The organism is Bradyrhizobium yuanmingense, from assembly GCF_025200905.1.
Taxonomy (GTDB): Bacteria; Pseudomonadota; Alphaproteobacteria; order Rhizobiales; family Xanthobacteraceae; genus Bradyrhizobium; species Bradyrhizobium yuanmingense.
Genome location: NZ_CP104173.1, coordinates 5,107,853 through 5,124,943, shown reverse-complemented (window position 1 = coordinate 5,124,943; position 17,091 = coordinate 5,107,853). Strand labels below are relative to the sequence as shown.

The 17,091-nt window shown below is 63.9% G+C and carries 18 protein-coding genes and 1 pseudogene; 5 read left to right on the top strand and 14 right to left on the bottom strand.

Annotated elements, in window-relative coordinates:
• Positions 1 to 216: 216 nt before the first annotated feature.
• From N2605_RS24270 to N2605_RS24245, 6 genes are read right to left on the bottom strand one after another with little or no spacing between them, the layout of a single operon-like run.
• On the bottom strand, positions 217 to 702 hold the full coding sequence (locus N2605_RS24270) for a nucleoside deaminase (protein WP_225111995.1): 486 nt from the start codon (positions 700 to 702) through the stop codon (positions 217 to 219).
• A gap of 11 nt (positions 703 to 713) precedes the next feature.
• Positions 714 to 2,246 (bottom strand): ABC transporter ATP-binding protein, encoded by a 1,533-nt coding sequence (locus tag N2605_RS24265; RefSeq protein ID WP_260343360.1) that lies wholly within the window; start codon positions 2,244 to 2,246, stop codon positions 714 to 716.
• The gene (biuH, locus tag N2605_RS24260; protein WP_260343359.1) at positions 2,243 to 2,926 is read right to left on the bottom strand and encodes a biuret amidohydrolase; all 684 of its coding nucleotides are present in this window, start codon (positions 2,924 to 2,926) and stop codon (positions 2,243 to 2,245) included. The genes N2605_RS24265 and biuH overlap by 4 nt, the downstream gene beginning before the upstream one ends.
• A 17-nt stretch (positions 2,927 to 2,943) precedes the next feature.
• A complete protein-coding gene (locus tag N2605_RS24255) occupies positions 2,944 to 3,870 on the bottom strand; it encodes an ABC transporter permease (RefSeq protein WP_225142923.1) in 927 nt (308 codons plus the stop codon).
• A gap of 1 nt (position 3,871) precedes the next feature.
• A complete protein-coding gene (locus tag N2605_RS24250) occupies positions 3,872 to 4,984 on the bottom strand; it encodes an ABC transporter permease (RefSeq protein WP_225142921.1) in 1,113 nt (370 codons plus the stop codon).
• Entirely contained in the window at positions 4,981 to 6,093 is a 1,113-nt protein-coding gene (locus N2605_RS24245) for a BMP family ABC transporter substrate-binding protein (RefSeq protein WP_260343358.1), read from the bottom strand. Before N2605_RS24245 ends, N2605_RS24250 begins: the two co-directional genes overlap by 4 nt.
• Before the next feature lie 397 nt (positions 6,094 to 6,490).
• Here N2605_RS24245 and N2605_RS24240 point away from each other — a divergent pair, with 397 nt between their 5' ends.
• Both N2605_RS24240 and N2605_RS24235 read left to right on the top strand, forming a co-directional pair.
• A complete protein-coding gene (locus N2605_RS24240; protein WP_260347478.1) occupies positions 6,491 to 7,747 on the top strand; it encodes an allantoate amidohydrolase in 1,257 nt (418 codons plus the stop codon).
• 107 nt (positions 7,748 to 7,854) lie between these two features.
• A complete protein-coding gene (locus N2605_RS24235) occupies positions 7,855 to 9,228 on the top strand; it encodes a hypothetical protein (protein WP_036007712.1) in 1,374 nt (457 codons plus the stop codon).
• A gap of 11 nt (positions 9,229 to 9,239) precedes the next feature.
• On the opposite strand, the pseudogene N2605_RS24230 reads toward N2605_RS24235, so the two are convergent.
• From N2605_RS24230 to N2605_RS24220, 3 genes and pseudogenes are all read right to left on the bottom strand, one after another.
• Positions 9,240 to 9,376, bottom strand: a pseudogene (locus tag N2605_RS24230) (C4-dicarboxylate transporter DctA); the annotation flags it as partial.
• A gap of 37 nt (positions 9,377 to 9,413) precedes the next feature.
• A complete protein-coding gene (locus tag N2605_RS24225) occupies positions 9,414 to 10,427 on the bottom strand; it encodes a formamidase (RefSeq protein WP_036007710.1) in 1,014 nt (337 codons plus the stop codon).
• A 135-nt stretch (positions 10,428 to 10,562) separates the two neighbouring features.
• Positions 10,563 to 10,784 (bottom strand): hypothetical protein, encoded by a 222-nt coding sequence (locus N2605_RS24220; protein WP_036007707.1) that lies wholly within the window; start codon positions 10,782 to 10,784, stop codon positions 10,563 to 10,565.
• Between the two features lie 351 nt (positions 10,785 to 11,135).
• Here N2605_RS24220 and N2605_RS24215 point away from each other — a divergent pair, with 351 nt between their 5' ends.
• Positions 11,136 to 11,312, top strand: a complete 177-nt coding sequence (locus N2605_RS24215) for a hypothetical protein (protein WP_167361687.1) — start codon at positions 11,136 to 11,138, stop codon at positions 11,310 to 11,312.
• A gap of 19 nt (positions 11,313 to 11,331) precedes the next feature.
• On the opposite strand, the gene N2605_RS24210 is transcribed toward N2605_RS24215, so the two are convergent.
• The 3 genes from N2605_RS24210 to N2605_RS24200 all read right to left on the bottom strand — a co-directional run bounded on the left by N2605_RS24210 (position 11,332) and on the right by N2605_RS24200 (position 14,011).
• On the bottom strand, positions 11,332 to 12,711 hold the full coding sequence (locus N2605_RS24210; RefSeq protein WP_036007773.1) for a vWA domain-containing protein: 1,380 nt from the start codon (positions 12,709 to 12,711) through the stop codon (positions 11,332 to 11,334).
• Positions 12,712 to 12,716: 5 nt separating this feature from the next.
• The gene (locus N2605_RS24205) at positions 12,717 to 13,664 is read right to left on the bottom strand and encodes an AAA family ATPase (protein WP_036007771.1); all 948 of its coding nucleotides are present in this window, start codon (positions 13,662 to 13,664) and stop codon (positions 12,717 to 12,719) included.
• Between the two features lie 146 nt (positions 13,665 to 13,810).
• Positions 13,811 to 14,011, bottom strand: a complete 201-nt coding sequence (locus N2605_RS24200; RefSeq protein ID WP_036007702.1) for a hypothetical protein — start codon at positions 14,009 to 14,011, stop codon at positions 13,811 to 13,813.
• A 223-nt stretch (positions 14,012 to 14,234) separates the two neighbouring features.
• On the opposite strand from N2605_RS24200, the gene N2605_RS24195 reads away from it, so the two are divergent.
• Positions 14,235 to 15,209 (top strand): quinone oxidoreductase family protein, encoded by a 975-nt coding sequence (locus N2605_RS24195; RefSeq protein WP_036007700.1) that lies wholly within the window; start codon positions 14,235 to 14,237, stop codon positions 15,207 to 15,209.
• Between the two features lie 164 nt (positions 15,210 to 15,373).
• Here N2605_RS24195 and N2605_RS24190 read toward each other — a convergent pair whose 3' ends face one another.
• Positions 15,374 to 15,649 carry a hypothetical protein gene (locus tag N2605_RS24190; RefSeq protein WP_036007697.1) on the bottom strand — a complete coding sequence of 92 codons (276 nt, stop codon included), beginning with the start codon at positions 15,647 to 15,649 and terminating at the stop codon, positions 15,374 to 15,376.
• 100 nt (positions 15,650 to 15,749) lie between these two features.
• Positions 15,750 to 16,358, bottom strand: a complete 609-nt coding sequence (locus N2605_RS24185; RefSeq protein WP_036045323.1) for a S24 family peptidase — start codon at positions 16,356 to 16,358, stop codon at positions 15,750 to 15,752.
• A 156-nt stretch (positions 16,359 to 16,514) separates the two neighbouring features.
• On the opposite strand from N2605_RS24185, the gene N2605_RS24180 reads away from it, so the two are divergent.
• Complete coding sequence (locus N2605_RS24180; RefSeq protein ID WP_157283862.1) at positions 16,515 to 17,051, top strand: GcrA family cell cycle regulator; 537 nt, start codon at positions 16,515 to 16,517, stop codon at positions 17,049 to 17,051.
• Positions 17,052 to 17,091: the final 40 nt, after the last annotated feature.

Genomic DNA, 17,091 nt, shown 5'->3' with positions numbered 1-17,091 from the left:
TCCCGCAAACAGCACCCGGACGGTTGGGGGCGATCGCGTCTGCGAGCGGTGCCTGTTGCAAATTTGTGACGGTCCAAGGCAAATCGGAACCCGCTGCGCAGACCTGACGCCATGTTGAGCAACGGACGCGTCGGTCGTCCATCGCGGGGAGCGCAGCGGCCGCAATGGCTGCCTCAATGCGGCACTCCACGGTGTCGTCCCCTTTGGGATGTGCTGCTACTTCGTCCAAACGCCGTCGTGCAGCGCTTCGGCTTCGTCTTCGAGCAGTGGGCCGACGACCTCCGTCGGCCGCTGGCCGCTGGCAAAGACCTCGCGGCATGGCAGGTTGAGCGTCGGATTTTCCGGATGGTTGCCGGTGATGCCGCGCAGGCGATGCTCGCTGAGGCCATAGACGACACGGCCAATACCGGCCCAATAGATCGCGCCGGCACACATCGCGCAGGGTTCGGCTGAGGAATAGAGCGTGGCCTTCGCCAGCACCTCGCGATCGAGCGTACGGCAGGCCTGGGTGGCTGCGAGACGCTCGGCATGCGCGGTGCCGTCGCGATCCGGCATGTAGCCGTTCTCAGTCTCGATCAGCACCTTGCCGTCGGCATCGACGACGATACAGCCGAAGGGATGGTTGCCATGGGTGAGGGAACGGCCGGCGACCGCGAAAGACAGGCGCAGAAAGTGTTCGTCCCGCCCGGATGCGTCGCCCATCGATCCTCCGTTCAGTGCCCTGCCATGTGGCGGCCGACCACCGTGAGATCGGCTTCGCTGGTCCGCGCTTCATACACGAATTCGCCGTGGAACATCACCACCAGCCGATCTGACAGTTCGAGCAGTTCGTCGAGGTCCTCGCTGACGAGCAGGACGGCGGCGCCGCGGTTGCGTGCGGCCATAATCTCAGCGTGGATCTGCGCCACCGCCGCGAAATCGAGGCCGAAGCAGGGATTGGCCGCGATCAGCACCTCGACGTCGCCGCCGAGCTCGCGGGCCAGCACCGCGCGCTGCACGTTGCCGCCCGACAGCGCCGAGATCGGCGTGTCAGGCGTGCGGGTCTTGATCTTGTACCGGGCAATCTTCGTCCTCGCGTCGTCGCGAAAGGCGCTGGGATTGAGCCACCAGCCGCCACTTGCAAAGGGTGCGCGGTCGAATTCTCGGAAGGCGATGTTGTCGGCGACGCTCATGCCGCCGACGCAGGCGTTCTTCAGCGGCTCCTCGGGCAGCAGCGACATCCTGTGCCGCCGCATCTCCTCGCGGCTTGCGTGATAGGGATCGCCGGCGACGCGCACCTCCCCGCTCTCGGCCTCGCGCTGGCCGGCCAGCACCTCGACGAGCTGGCGCTGGCCATTCCCGGAAACGCCGGCGATGCCGACGATCTCGCCGGCGCGAACGGTGAGCGAGACATCGTGCACGGCAACGGCACCCGCATCGTCCAGGGCGCGGAGCTTTTGGAGCTCCAGCCTGGCCTGACCGGCTTCGCCGGTGCGCGGCGGCTGCACCGTCAACTCCTCGGCACCGATCATGGTGCGGGCCATCGCGTCCGGCGTCAGCTCGGAAACCTTGCCGGCTCCAGCGAGCTTGCCGCGGCGCAGGATGGTGACGTCGTCGGCAAACGCCATGACCTCGCGGAACTTGTGCGTGATCATCAGGATGGTCAGCTCGCCCTTCACAACCATGTCGCGGAGCATGCCGAGCACCTCGTCGGCTTCCGCCGGGGTTAGCACCGAGGTCGGCTCATCCAGGATCAGGAAGCGCCGCTTCAGATAGAGCTGCTTGAGGATCTCGCACTTCTGCCGTTCGCCGGCAGAGATGTCGGAGACCTTTGCGGAGAGCGGTACCTTGAAGGGCATGCTGCCCAAGAACGCCTCCAGCTCCTTCATCTCCTTCGGCCAGTTCACCACGGCTGGCACGTCGTCGCGCGCCAGCACGAGATTTTCGGCAACGGTCATCGCCGGCACCAGCGTAAAATGCTGATAGACCATGCCGAGGCCGAGCGCGTGGGCATCCTTCGGGTTGGCGATCGCCTGCTCGCGGCCGCCGACGAGAATGTCGCCTTTGGTCGCGTGGTAATAGCCCATTATGCATTTGACGAGGGTGGATTTGCCGGCGCCATTCTCGCCGAGCAGCGCATGGAACGAGCCCGGCCGCACCTTCAGCTCGACATTGTCCAGCGCCAGGAAGTCGCCGAAGCGCATGGTCATGGCGATGGCATCGACGCCGAAGGCGCCCGATGGCGGCGGCGTTTCGCCGATGATCACGAAATCGCTCCGATGAAGGCATCAGAGGTCGAGACTGCGCCGAACACGCCGCCCTGCATCTTGATCATCTTCAGCGCGTGGTCGTGGTTGCTCTTGTCGGTCGCGCCGCAGCAATCGTGCAGCAGGACGCATTCGAAGCCGCGGTCGTTGGCCTCGCGCATCGTGGTGTGGACGCAGACGTCGGTCGTGATCCCGGTCAGCACGATGTTCTCGATGCCGCGCACGCGCAGGATCAGCTCCAGATCAGTGGCGCAGAACGAGCCCTTGCCGGGCTTGTCGATGATCGGCTCGCCCGGTAGCGGCGCGAGTTCTTCGATGATGTCCCAGCCGGGCTCGCCGCGCACCAGGATGCGTCCGCACGGGCCGGGATCGCCGATGCCGGCGCCGATCTGGCGCGAGCGCCAGCGCTTGTTGGCGGGCAGGTCGGAGAGATCCGGGCGGTGGCCCTCGCGGGTATGGATGATATGGAAGCCTTGGCTTCGCATCACTGCGAGCAGCCGCTTGATCGGCTCGATCGGTGCCCGCGTGAGGGAGAGGTCGTAGCCCATCTTGTCGACATAGCCGCCGACGCCGCAGAAATCGGTCTGCATGTCGATGATGATCAGCGCGGTGTTCTCGGGGCGGAGATCACCATTGTAGGGCCAGGCATAGGGCTCGGACTTGATGTAGCGCTCGGGCATGGACGACCTCGTGCGTGTTACCGTGTGATCGAGAGTTCGGCGGGCGCGCCGGTCAGCGTCCGCTTCGGCGAGCAGGTAATGATCATGATCGCCAGCGTCAGGATGTAGGGCGCGGCGTTGAATAGGTGATAGCCGGAGGTGACCCCGACCGATTGCAGTGCCGGACCCAGCGCCGCCGCGCCGCCGAAGGCGAGCGAGGCCCACAGGCAGAGCAGGGGATCCCAGCGCGCGAAGATGACGAGCGCCACGGCGGTGATGCCCTGGCCCGAGGAAAGGCCCTCGTTCCAGCTTCCGGGGTAGAACAGGGACAGAAACGAGCCGCCGATGCCCGCGAGGAAACCACCGGCCATGGTGGCGCGGAGGCGGATCAGCAGCACGGAATGGCCCATCGCACGTGCGGCATCCGCGCTCTCGCCGGCGGTGCGGATGAGCAAGCCCCAGCGGGTGGTGCGGAAGGCCCAATAGAGGATTGGCGCCAGCGCCACGCCGATCAGGAACAGCACGTTGATACGCAGCGCTGCCTGGACTTGCGGGATGTCGCTCCACCAGCCGAAGTCGACGGCGGGCAGCCGCGGCGCTGTCGGCTCGATCAGCGGCTTGCCGAGATAGAACGCAAGGCCAGTGCCGAACAGCATCAAGGCGATGCCCACGGCAACGTCGTTGACGCGCGGCAGCGAGCAAATGCCGGCATGCAGCGCACCCAGCAGCGCGCCGGTGATGCCGGCGGCAAGCACCCCGAGCCACGGAGAGCCGGTGAGATAGGAGATGCCATAGGCGCTCATCGCGCCCATCACCAGCGTGCCTTCCAGGCCGAGATTGATGCGGCCCGCGCGCTCGGTGATGCATTCGCCCAGGCTCACGAACAGGAATGGGGTGGAGACGCGAATGGCGCCGCCGAGGATGGCGAGCGGGACGGTCCAGAGGCCGATCGATCCGTCTGCCATCTCAGGATTTTCCCTTCAGGAATCCGATGCGGCCGTAGAGCGCATCGCTGGCGAGCACGAAGACGAAGATGATGCCCTGCAGCACCAGCACGGACGCATCGGGCAGCCCCAGGCGGCGTTGCAGCAGGCCGCCGCTGGCGCTGATGCCGCCGAGCAGGATCGCGACGGGAATGATGGCGAGCGGATTCTGCCGCGCCAGAAAGGCGACGAGAATGCCGGTGAAGCCGTAGCCGGCGGCGAGGTTGGCGTTGGTGCGTCCCTGCACGGCGGCGACCTCGACCATGCCGGCGAGGCCAGCCGCGCCGCCGGCAAGGAAGCAGACGGTCAGGATCAGCTTGTCGACGCCGAGACCGACGATCTTCGCAGCACGGATGTTGCCGCCCGCCACGCGCGCGGCGAAGCCGAACACAGTGTGATAGATCAGGATGTAGGAGGCGATGGCAGCGACCAGGCCGAACACGAGGCCCCAATGCACGTCGGTGCCTGGAATGGAGCCGATCATGTTGGCGGCGCCGATCTCGCGGGTCGACGGCTTGTTGAGGCTGGCGGGATCGCGCATCAGCCCCTCGACGAGATGGTTGAGGATCGCGAGCGCGATGTAGACGAGCAGCAGGCTCGAGATGGTCTCGTTGACGCCGCGATATTGCCGCAAGCCGCCCGAGAGCATGATCCAGAGCCCGCCGCCGATCACGCCGGCGCAGACCATGGCGACCTGCACCACGAGCGGCGGCATGCCTTGAAGCGCGAGTGCGGCGCTGGTTGCGGACAATGCGCCGATCAACAGCGCGCCTTCGCCACCGATGATGACCATGCCGAGCTGCGCCGGCAGCGCGGTACAGAGTGCGGTGAGGATCAGGGGCGCTGCGCGCGTCAGCGTGTTCTGCCAGGAGAACCAGGTGCCAAACGCGCCGTAATACATGTAGAAATAGAGATCGAGCGGATTCTTGCCGAACATCGCGACGAAGATGCCGAACACCGCGAGCGCGCCGACCAGCGCCGCGCCCGGGATCAGGACATATTCGATCGTGCCGCCGTGACGCTGGAGGAAACCGGGATCGGCGGCCGGGGCGACTGTCCCGACCGCGTCCGTGGAATCCGCCGCTTCCGTCGTCACGAAGTGGCTCCGAGCACGCCCTCGACCAGGTAGTCCATCTTCTCCAGTTCAGGATGCTTCTGGCCGCGGTCGGTACCGACAGGGATCACCGTCTTGCCCTTGTTGTCGACCAGCCCACCCTTGAAGATGGCGTAGCCTTCTGCCGACAGGAATTTGGCCTTGGCCTCGTCGGCCGCCTTGCGCGCTTCGGCCGAGACCGCTTCCCCATAGGGCGAGGTCTTGACGATCTCTTCCTTCAGGCCGCCGCGGTAGAAATTCGGAATGCCTTCACCGGAGGCGATCATCTTGACGAACTTCGGATAGAGCGCCTCCCAGTTCCACTCCGCGCCGGTGAGATAGGCCTTGGGTGCCAGCGCCGACTGGTTGGTGTGATAGCCACAGACGAAGGCGCCGCGCCGCGCCGCGTTCTCGACCATGGTCTTGGGCCCATCGACGTGGCAGGTGAGCACGTCCACGCCCTGATCAATCAGGCTGTTGGTGGCTTCGGCCTCCTTGACTGGCATCGACCAGTCGCCGGTGAAGATCACCTGCGTGGTGGCCTTTGGATTGACGGACTTGGCGCCAAGCGTGAAGGCGTTGATGTTGCGCAGCACTTGAGGGATCGGCTTGGCCGCGACAAAGCCGAGCTTGCTGCTCTTCGATGTCAGGCCGGCGACGATGCCGGAGATGTACTGAGCCTCGTCGATATAGCCGAAATAGCTGCCGGCGTTCTTGGGGTCCTTCTCGCTCCAGAGGCCGCCGCAATGCTCGAAGCGGAGCTTCGGGTACTTGTTGGCCATCTTGATCATGTGCGGATTGTAGTAACCGAACGAGGTCGGGAAGAGCAGGGTGGCGCCGTCGAGATTGATCATGGACTCGATCGTCTTCTCGACCGCGTCGGTCTCCGGCACCTTTTCTTCCTCGACCACCTTGAGCCCAGGAATCTTCTTCAGCGCCGCCGCGCCCTGCGCGTGTGCCTGGTTGTAGCCGTAGTCGTCGCGCGAGCCGACATAGATGAAGCCGATGGTGGTCTCGGCCGCGAAGGCCGGGCGGAGGCCCGCTGCCGCGCCGAGGGTGAGGGCCGCGCCGCCCTGCAACACATGACGTCGTGAAATCCTGCCAGAATCCATTGCTCGCTCCCCTTGGCGGATGCCCCGCCTTGATCTCACGGCTGCGCCGGCTTGGCGGAGCCGGGATCAGGTGTCGCAAGCTTCGTGCCAGAGACTATGAAGCGTGCAGTTCTTTATAAGTAATTGAATTAAATATCGAATGATGTGCGTTCTGAACTTGGCGAGGAAAGTGGCAGTCTAATTTATAGGCAATATAAAGGTATTGTATGCAGAGGAGTTGAGCAGCCAGAACCTGCTCGCGCATGTGCATGACCCGCGTCGGACGGTCGGCCGGCAAGGCGCATTCATGCTAACCACGCGCTGACTGAGACGGCGCCGGAGGATGTCCGCTGGCACCGAACTTGTATCGATTGTCGTCAGGACCGCGGTGTCCTCAGAAGATGGAAAGCTCGCCGAGATGGGCGCTGGTACCGTTCACGATGCATCGCTCGGCAATGAGATCGTTCGCCGGATCAACGAGCTCGGCGCGATCTCGGAAGAGCCCGAGAAGCTCACCCGCATCTTCCTCAGCAAGGAGCTGGGCAAGGCCGCGGACCTCATCATGGAGTGGATGCGCGAGGCCGGCATGAGCGCCCATCTCGATGCGATCGGCAATGTCTGCGGACGGTACGAAGGCGACCGGCCGGGCATGCCCTGCCTGATGCTCGGCTCGCATTACGACACCGTGCGCGATGCCGGCAAATGGGATGGACCGCTGGGTGTGATCACGGCGATCTCTTGCGTCGCCGATCTCAACCGCCGCGGCAAGCGCCTGCCATTTGCGATCGAGGTGATCGGCTTTGCCGACGAGGAGGGGGTGCGGTTCGCTTCGACCTTGCTCGGCAGCCGTGCGGTGGCCGGCACCTTCGATGAGAGCGTGCTGAATACGCGCGACCGCGACGGCGTGTCGATGCGCGAGGCGCTCGTGCAGTTCGGCCTCGATCCCGACCATATCGGTGCGGCCGCGCGCGCGCGGCGCGAGCTGCTTGCCTATCTCGAATTGCACATCGAGCAGGGGCCGGTGCTCGAAGCGCAGAACCTGCCCGTGGGCGTCGTCACCGCCATTGCCGGGGCCACGCGCCTTGCGGCCCGGCTCACCGGTATGGCCGGTCACGCCGGCACCGTGCCGATGGCGCTGCGCCGTGACGCGCTCGCCGGTGCGGCCGAATGCATCAATGTGATCGAGCAATTTTGCCGCACCGACGAGGCCGGCCTCGTCGGCACCGTGGGCTACATCCAGGCGAGGCCCGGCGCGACCAACGTCATTCCGGGTGAGGTATCCTTCACCATCGACATGCGCGCGCCGACCGACATGCATCGCAAGCGCGCGGTGGCCGATGTCGTCCGCCAGATCGAGGCGATCGCCAAGCGGCGACAGCTGGCGCTTCAGCTCGACGTTACCCACGAGAACCGCACCGCGCCCTGCGCGCCCTGGCTCAAGCAGCAGATCGCGCAAGCGATCGAAGCCGAAGGCTTCTCCGTGTTCGAGCTGCCGAGCGGGGCAGGGCACGACGGCATGGCGATGATCGACATTGCCGATGTCGGCATGATCTTCGTCCGCTGCCGCGGCGGCATCAGCCATCACCCGGACGAGCATGTCGCGCTTGCCGATGCCGATGCCGGAGCGCGTGTGCTGCTGCGGGTGATCGAGAATTTCGGGCCGCGTAAGGCCTAGGCGAGCGTCACGAACCCGCAAGTCACCGGGTAGAGATACGAATCAGTCATGTTTAAGATGGTGGCCATCATCACGAGGGTCACGAGACAATCAGCCGATTGACGGACATGAACAGCGACATCTCTTTTCCATCACATCGTGAAAACCGGTTCTATCAGGGGATGGCTGCGACCTTCGTCGCCAACGCCCTTCAGGCGGTCAATTTCCTCGGTGATCGATTCCTGAGACAATCGCATCATTCGTTGTCGGCGATCGAGGACCTCTATCGGCACTCGATGGACAGCGCCTTTTCGGTGACCGAGGCCTTCCTCGTCACCGGCGCACCGCACGCCTCGGCCTATTACCCCCGCGACTTCGCCTGGTTCTATCCCGACGTTCTCGATCCTGAAACCATCATGGATGCGCAGGACGCCGTGCGACGGGTCCGTCTGCTCGAGAAGAGCGTGCGCCTGCTGCTGGAGGCCGTCCGCGCCGACGTGGTCACCACGACCATCGTACCGGCCGGGCGCGGCCGGTATCTCGGCGTGAACTATTTTTCGCGACCCTCGGATACGCTGCTCGGCATTCTCGCCGGTCTGCAGCAGATGATCTCTGCCGAGGAGAGGGCGTCGTCCTACCTTGCGATGTCGCAATGCGCGCATGCCGGCCGCTTGTTGTTGGCCGAATATGGCGGAGACCTGAAGCGCGCGATCCTGAAGCTTGCGAGCGAGCTGGAGTCCTTCGACGCTGACGGCACCAGATATTTGCTGTGCGACGCCAGCGGCCCGCGCTCCGCGGCGACGGATACCCGCGCCGAGCGCCGGCGTTTCGTCACCAATGCCTGCGTCTACACGACCTTCGTGTGGGGCGTGCAGCTCGGGATCGTCGGCGAGAACGAGCTGAAGCGGCTGCTCGGGCGCGACCTTGCGCAGTACAAGAGGGATCTGCTCCGCCTCTTCGGCAAGAACGGCTACATCAGGCATTCCCTGGACGGCCCGGCGAGCTCACCGGCATCGTCGGTCGCATTGGATTTCGTCAGCGTGCATCGCGGCTTCTGGGATATGAGCGAGGCGAGCGAGCGCGCGCTGTTCGCGGCCACGACGGATCTGATCATCGCCGAGCCACGGTTTCGCATTCCGAGCACGTTCCACTTCCTGGTTTCGGCGGACAACCCGCGGACCAAGATGATCCACAAGATTGCAGCTCCCGCATATCAGGGGCGTTCCTCCTGGCCGACGTTCAACGTCGAATTTGCCGACCGCATGCTGGATTACGATGAGTTCTCGGGTGGCGATACCTATCGGGCCTGCGCGCAAGGAATCCTGAAGGACATTCGCGCCGCGACCGAACTCCACGGCGGCTATCAGGAGCTGATTTCGGAGCAGGGTCTGAAGTATCGCACCTGGGCCTATAAGGGTGCCGTGGCCCACTCGTGGTTTCCGCGCTTTCTGTCGGTCTGGAGGAGGGCCTACGGCACGCCACTCCTCCAGTGGAACGATTGATCGCCGAACCTCTATCCCGCCGTCACGTCGACCACCTCGCCACCCTCCAGCACCTTGGCCGCCTTGGCCGGGCGAGATCGCCTTCCCAGGCCGCGACCGCGACGGTTGCGACGCAATTGCCGACGAGGTTGCCGAGCGCGCAGGCCACGGTGCCAGATTGTCGCGGTTTCACCGGAGAAACCGGGTTATTCCGCCGCCTTCGCCGTCTTGCCGAACATCCGCGTCGGGGCCGGGAAGCCGCACGAGGTGCCGTCGGTGACCTTGACCTGATTTTCCCACGGCAATCGGAAGGTGCCGGCGACCATGTCCTGCATGAAGGTGTAGGGGCAGTCCATCGCGCCGCCCTTCACCGCGACATAGCCGCGGTGCCAGAGCTGGTAGATGTTGTTTTCGACGCCCCAGTTGATGCGGGCTTCGCGCACGAGATCCGGCCGGACCTCTGCGGTGATGATCTCGTCGGCACGGCCGGTCGTACCATGCGCCAGGACCGTGCCGTCGAAATTGACGATCATGCCTTCGCCCATGGAATCGAACGAGCCGTCCGAGCCGCACATGCAGACATTTGCGGTGATCATCAGATTCTGAAACGAATTGGCCTGGTTGGTGAAGCGCCAGGCTTCGCGGATCGGCGCGGTGTAGCCGGCGGTGCGGATCATGATCTCCGCGCCTTTGTAGGCGCATTCCCGTGCCATCTCCGGGAACATGCCGTCATGGCAGATGATCAGCGCGATCTTCGCGCCCTTCGGTCCCTCGATCACGGGAATGCCGATGTCGCCGGGCTCCCACGGCTCGACCGGAATCCAGGGATGAAGTTTGCGATAGTAGAGCTTGATCTCGCCGTGATCGTCGATGATCAGGCCCGAGTTGTAGGGATTGCCATGCGGGTTGAACTCCATGATGGAGAAGCAGCCCCAGATCTTGTTATCGACACAGGCCTGCTTGAAGGCCGCAACCTCCGGTCCGTCAAGCCGACACATGATCTCCGGATTGGTGTCCATCGACAGGCCGTGCAGCGAGTATTCGGGGAAGACCACCAGATCCATGGTGGAGAGATTGCGGCGGGCCTTGCCGACCATCCAGACGATGCGCTCGGTCTGCCTGGCGAGATCGGCCGCGCTCACCACGCTAGGCAGCTGCAGCTGCACAAGTCCGATAACCACACCGTTGGGGGATTTGTTCAGCCCGCCAAGCCCGTTCATGATCAGCTCCCTTGCCTGTCTGGCGCAGCGTCGTTGCGCGCCAGATCTTGTCGCAAGAAGCAAATCCGATTTCGATGAAGAGCTAAAGGTTATTTTTCAGGCGATGGCGCAGTTACGCGGCAGCAGGCGATCTCGTCACGCCACGAGATCGAGCAGCCGGCATGAGCCGCGCACCAGCACCTTGCGTCCTGTGGATGTTATCGCAGGCACGCCGTCATTCATGACAACGAGGCCGAGCTTGGCGAGGCTTTCGACGAGATAGGCCTTCGCGAGGCGACCGTTCGACACCGGGTTGCGAAGCGCCTTTAGCGCTTCCCACTGGTCGGTCGATAGATCAAACTCGAAATCGTTGCTCATGGTGCCTCAGCCGATCGTCCGGTTCGCGTGCCCCTGTTAGCGGCGCCGCATGAAGACCATGCGACGACAATGAGTCGGGAATTCGGTCAGCTGTTTAGAACATCTCTTCACAAATTGCGGCACTTCGTTGCGCCACAAGAGTTAACGTCGTTAGTGCACGACTACCGTCACGTTCTCCGATCACTAATTGATGATCCGCACTTGATGTTGCGATGCGAGCTGCCGCAGTGCACGGCAAGCATCACTGTCCTATTTGGCGTCGCGATATGCACAGAAATGATGAGGCGGGAGATTGAGGACTCTGTTACCTTGGCCTGCGGGGAATGGCTTCACACGGCCGGAGTGGAGTGCATGAACAGGCTGGTGGAAATTCGCAGGCAGGAATTCCTTTGCCGAGAGCGCGCGGCGCTCGATTCGAAGCGCCGGCCGTTCTGGCTGGCGCAGGCAGAAGAATGGGAGCAGCGCGCGCTCGACGAAATCGCGCGTCACTTTCGGGAATGCAATCAGGCCGAGCTGAACGCCGCCTGACGGAGGCGGCTGTTATTGCTTATTGATAAGTCGCCACAATATCGGAAACAGCGCGTTCGAGCTGTTGCGCGGTGGCGCATTGGCGCACGACGCTGCAAAAGGTTGCGTAGCGCGGCATCTCGGAATCGCCAAAGCCCCAGGCGAGCCGCCCCTCGGGATTGAGCCAGACCAACCGCTTCGAACGCTCGGAGATCCGGCGCAAAATGTCGGCGCGTGGGTCGAGATTGTTGCTGCGGGCATCGCCGAGCACGATCACCGTGGTCTGCGGCGTCAGCGCGCTCATGAACTCCTTCTCGAAATCGACCAGCGAGGCGCCGTAATCCGACGAGCCGAAACCGACCTTGGACATGATCTCGGACATCGCCTCCTCCGGCGACTTCGTCTCCAGGATCTCGCTGACCTCGATCAGGTGCGAAGAGAAGGCGAAGGAGCGGACGTCGTCGACCACCTCGTGCAGCGAGTGGATCAGCAGCAGGAAGAAGTCCGAGACTTGCGCAACGGAGCCCGAGACGTCGCACAGCGCGACGATCTTCGGCCTGTCGCGATGCTTGCGCTTCCATGCCGTGAGGAAGGGCACGCCGCCCCAGGCTGCGTTGCGGCGGAGCGTGCGGCGAACGTCGAGATGGCCGCGGCGCTGGCGCTTGCGCGGCTTGGAATAGCGCTCGCGCAGCCGGCGTGCGATCTGGCGGATGAGGGCACGCATCTCGGCGACCTGGCGCCGCTCGATGCGGGCAAGCGGCGCGTTGCGCAGGATCTCGTTGCGGAGGTTCTCGGCCTCCTCGCGGGCATAGAGTGCGAGCCCTTGCGAGACCGTATCGCGCACGGCTTCGCGCAAGGCATCGAGCGCGGCGCGCAGGCGCTCGGCCAGCGACGGGTTGGTCGCGGTCAGTTGGTCGAGATCGTCGCGCAGGCGCTGGAGGCCCATGGCGTCGAGGATGCGGCTGGAGAATATGCCGCGCTGGGTGGAGTAGCGGATGTCGGACAGGGAGGCCGCGCCGGAGGCGCTGGCAATCGCGGCAGCGATCGCGTTGCGATCCTGCGACAATAGCATCTGCGCCAAGGGACCCAGGCCCTGGGAAGGCTGACCTTCGCCCGCCTCGCTCGCCGAGCCGGCGGAGGGCGGCTGATCCTCGCCTTGCGCAGCATCGTCTTCGCCGGCAGCCTCAGGCTGCTCCTGTCGCGGCTCCGGCTGGCTGAAGAACAGATCAAAGCAGTCGCCGAGCGCGAGCTTCTCGTCCTGCGACTTGGCGAGCGTCAGCAGCAGCGCATCGCGTAGCACGGCGCGGTCGGAGATGCCGACCTGCGCGACGGCGCGCATCGCATCGATGCTTTCGGCCGGCGAGACGTGAACGCCAGCCCCGCGTGCCGCCCGAAAGAAGCGATGGAGATTTTCGCGCATCGGCGTCAACCGAAGACGTTGGACCGGGCCGCCTTGGCAATGAAGGTCGTCACCTGCGGCGTCGCGGCCTCGATGTCGGCTTCGTATTTCAGGAGCACGTTGAGCGTGTCCTTGACGATCTCAGTATCGAGTTCGGAAGCCTGGAGCAGTACCAGCACACGCGCCCAGTCGATGGTCTCGCTGACCGAGGGCAGCTTCTTCAGATCCAGCGAGCGGATCTCGTGGATGAAGCCGACCATCTGCCGGCGCAGCGTCTGCGAGATGCCGGGCACACGGCTTTCGACGATGCGCTCCTCGAGCCGCTGCTCGGGAAAGCCGATATGCAGATGCAGGCAGCGTCGCTTCAGGGCATCGCCGAGGTCGCGCTCGCTGTTGGAGGTGAGGATCACCGTCGGCGGCGTGATCGCCGAAACGGTTCCGAGCTCGGGGATCGTGACCTGGAAGTCGGACAGGATTTCCAGCAGCAGCGATTCGAATTCGGCGTCCGACTTGTCGATCTCGTCGATCAGGAGCACGCAGCCGCCCGGCTGCTCAAGCGCCTGGAGCAGCGGCCGCGGCTCGACGAATTCCTTGGAGAAGAACACGTCGCCGAAATCGTGGAGCTGGTCGAGCGCGGCATGCAGCGTCTGCGCGCCGCCGAGAACCTCGCCGAGCTTGTCCTTGAGGATCTGCGTGTAGAGAAGCTGCTTGGCGTATTTCCACTCGTAGAGCGCCTTGGCCTCGTCGAGGCCCTCATAGCATTGCAGGCGGATCATCTTCATGCCGCGCCAAGCCGCGATCGCCTTGGCGAGCTCGGTCTTGCCGACGCCCGCGGGGCCCTCGACCAGGATCGGCTTCTCGATCTGCTGCGACAAATAGACGGCAGTCGCGATCTGCCGGCTCGCGATGTAGCCCTGCGCGGCGAGGCCGCTCTCCACTGCCTCGATCGAGGTCGAGGCCTTCTGATCAGCCACGAAAGGGCGCTCCCAAAGGTCTTGCTTGAGGCTTGTTCTGCCTGCGTTCCAGGCAAAGAACAAGCCACGTTTGGGAGACATCTGACCCGCGTGAACGGCGTTTTTCCGCTAAGCGCAAATAGTTGAGCGCTTCGCTGTTGGCGCGATCAGTGCCGCAGCAGCTCCGGCTTGCGGATCGTCTGCCTCAGCTCGGCGCCGCAATCGGCGCATTCATAGACGAAGTCGATCTTGGCTAGGCTCCAATGCGGCTCGACCTCGCGCACATACATCGGCAGGAACCCCATACAGGTAGGGCAATTCACTGGCGCGATTTCGACGTCCTGATGATGCTGAACGTAAGCTGGCATCTCGGCTCTCCTTCGCAGGCGACCATCAAACCCCGCGCAAGGCTACTGCGGGTCGCCGCGGGGCCCTCATCAACTCTTTCGAACGGAGGCGGAACGGCGGCTGTTTGTGGTTCGCTGTGACATTCTTGTTACGGCTTCTATACTGTAACGGGCGGACCAAATGCCTATTTCACAGGCCGATCCGGTGTTCGAACTTTCATTTCAACGATAAAGGAGCACGCCCATGACGCATGCCATTCGCTTTCACAAAACCGGCGGTCCGGAAGTCCTGGTCTGGGAGGAGGTCAGCGTCGGCAAACCTGGGCCCGGCGAGGCGCGCATCCGCCACACCGCGGTCGGCCTCAATTTCGTCGACATCTATAACCGTTCCGGCCTCTATCCGGCGCAACTGCCGAGCGGGCTCGGCAGCGAGGCGGCTGGCGTCGTCGAAGAGGTCGGGCCTGGCGTCAGCGATCTGAAGCCGGGCGATCGCGTCGCTTATGGCGCCTCGCCGCTCGGGGCGTATGCGGAGGCGCGGCTGATCCCCGCCGACCGGCTGTTGAAATTGCCCGACGGCGTCGACGACAAGACGGCGGCGGCGATGATGCTCAAGGGGCTCACCACGCAATATCTGATCCGCCAGACCTATCGGGTGAAAGCCGGCGATACCATCCTGCTGCATGCGGCCGCCGGCGGTGTCGGCCTGATCTTGAGCCAGTGGGCCAAGCATCTCGGCGCGACCGTGATCGGCACCGTCAGCAACGACGAGAAGGCGAAGCTCGCCAAGGCGCATGGCTGCGACCATGTCATCATCTATACAAGGGAAGATTTCGTGAAGCGGGTCGACGAGATCACCGGCGGCAAGAAAGTGCCAGTGGTTTACGACTCCGTCGGCAAGGACACGTTCCTGAAATCGCTGGATTGCCTCGCCCCGCTCGGCGTCGCCGCGCTGTTCGGCCAGTCCTCCGGCGCGGTGGAGCCGCTTAATCTTGGCCTGCTCGCCCAGAAGGGCTCGCTCTACGTCACGCGTCCGACGCTGTTTACCTACGCCGCCAAGCGCGAAAATCTGGTGGCGATGGCGAATGAGCTGTTCGACGTCGTCAAGTCCGGCGCGGTCAAGATCGAGGTGCACCAGACCTACCCGCTAAAGGACGCCGCCAAGGCGCATGCCGATCTTGCGGCACGCAAGACCACGGGATCGACCGTTCTCCTGGTGTAATGCCCAACGGGACGGTGGCGCGAGCTCTAAAGCGCGATGCGATTAGGATGAATCGTCACGTCATCGCGCTTTAGGCTGTTGATTGATCATGATCGTTTCGGAAAACCGCTGCACACTTTGCGCTAACGCGGCCCTTCAGGTCTGGATCATGCTCTAGGCCTGAGTCACGTCCTCTCGTGCTTGCGCAGGTCGTGGATGTGGTCGAGGCGGATTGCCTGGAGATCGACGTCCTCGGGCTCGATCTGTGGGAGGGCCGCCTCGGCCAGGATGGCCGCGGTGACATCTTCGACCGAGTTCTCCACGATCTCGTGGATGAACGAGACGTTCCGATACTCACCCGAGGCGAGGCGGGAAATGACCTCGCGCCGGGTGATTTCGGGATCGACGACCGCCTCGCGGCCCCGCCGTCCATAATCGATCATCACGACGAAGTATTGCATGAAACGACCCTGCCGCGCCCCATGGTCGGGACGCGGCAGATTATTTCCGAAAATCGGAACTATGTCAAGTGTGATTTCTTTTAATCAGAAGTGGCAGCCCTCATTTGCCCTTCTTGCGCGGCCGCGCCGACTTCGCGCGCAGCCGCTCAAGCTGTCCCTTGGGCATGGACAGGCAGATCTCCCCGACCCAGTCAAGCTTGACGCCGACGATCGGCTTGGCATTGAAGCTCGTGAGGTTGACCACTGAGGGAGATTTGCCCCGCTCGATGGTCTTCAGATAGCGCTCGCCGGTCTTGAGGCGGACCACTGCCTCTTCGCCGTAGAAGCTCGACAGCGGGTGGCGCTGGTCCTTGTAGACGACGATCACGTCGCCGCTTTCGTATTTGGGCAGCATCGAATCGCCCACGATCTCGAATGCGATCGTCTCTTCCATGATCGGGAAGGGCAACGCGACGTCGCCGAGACCTTCCGGCGGAACCTGTTCGTAGTCCGGCTCGATCACGGCGCCGGCTCCGACGCGCCCCATGATCGGCGCGAGATTGAGCTCGAGATATTCCATGATCGGAATGATCTCCGAGGCCTTCACCAGGCGCTCGCCGCCGAGAATCTCCGAGACCGCGCCGGGCCGCACGCCCATGGCCGCAGCCAGGCCGCCCTTGCTCTTGCCCGTCTTCTCCAGGCCCCGCTCGATCATTGCTACGTCCAACATGGTGATTCCCTCGATTGCGCACCGTCTCGCCTCTTGTAATCCGAAATTCGGAATTGATGCAATTATGAATATCAGAAATACGGCTTGACTTCTGTATTCGGAATAACGGAATGTGCGTCTCGCCTCCCGGGTGGAGGCGCATCACAGGACAGCAGCATGGAACCGGGCCATTGGCCGTCGGAGCACTCCGACGCGCTTCGCGACTATTTTCACAAAGGCATGTCTTATGCGGAGATCGGAAGACAGATAAACGCAAGGTTTGGAACGGCTTATACGCGCAGCGCGGTGGTCGGCCGCGCCAAGCGGCTCGGGCTCATCGTGCCGCAATGGATGACGAGCCCGGCGCTCGCGCCGCCCTTGCCGGGTGAACCCAGCCTGCTTTCGCCGCGCCGGGTGGCGTGGCCGAGCCTCAATCTGCCGCCGAAGTCCGCCATGAAGCCTGCGGCGCGGGTGAAGTTGCGCTGTGTCGGCATCCAGCCGCGCCTGATCCAATTGGTCGAGCTCGAGCCGGCCGACTGCCGCTATCCCTATGGCGGCGACAAGGACGGTGAGGAGATCACCTTCTGCGGCCACCCGCGCCAGCCGGGCTCGAGCTATTGCGCGCCGCATGGCCGTCTGACGCGCCGTTCCGAGGCTGCGTCGGCGGCCCGTGCCGCAGGCCCGGTCGTGCTGAAGCTGGTCTCGGCGCTCTGACGGTGCCGCCCTCCGTTCAACTCTCAGTCTTGCAAGGAGA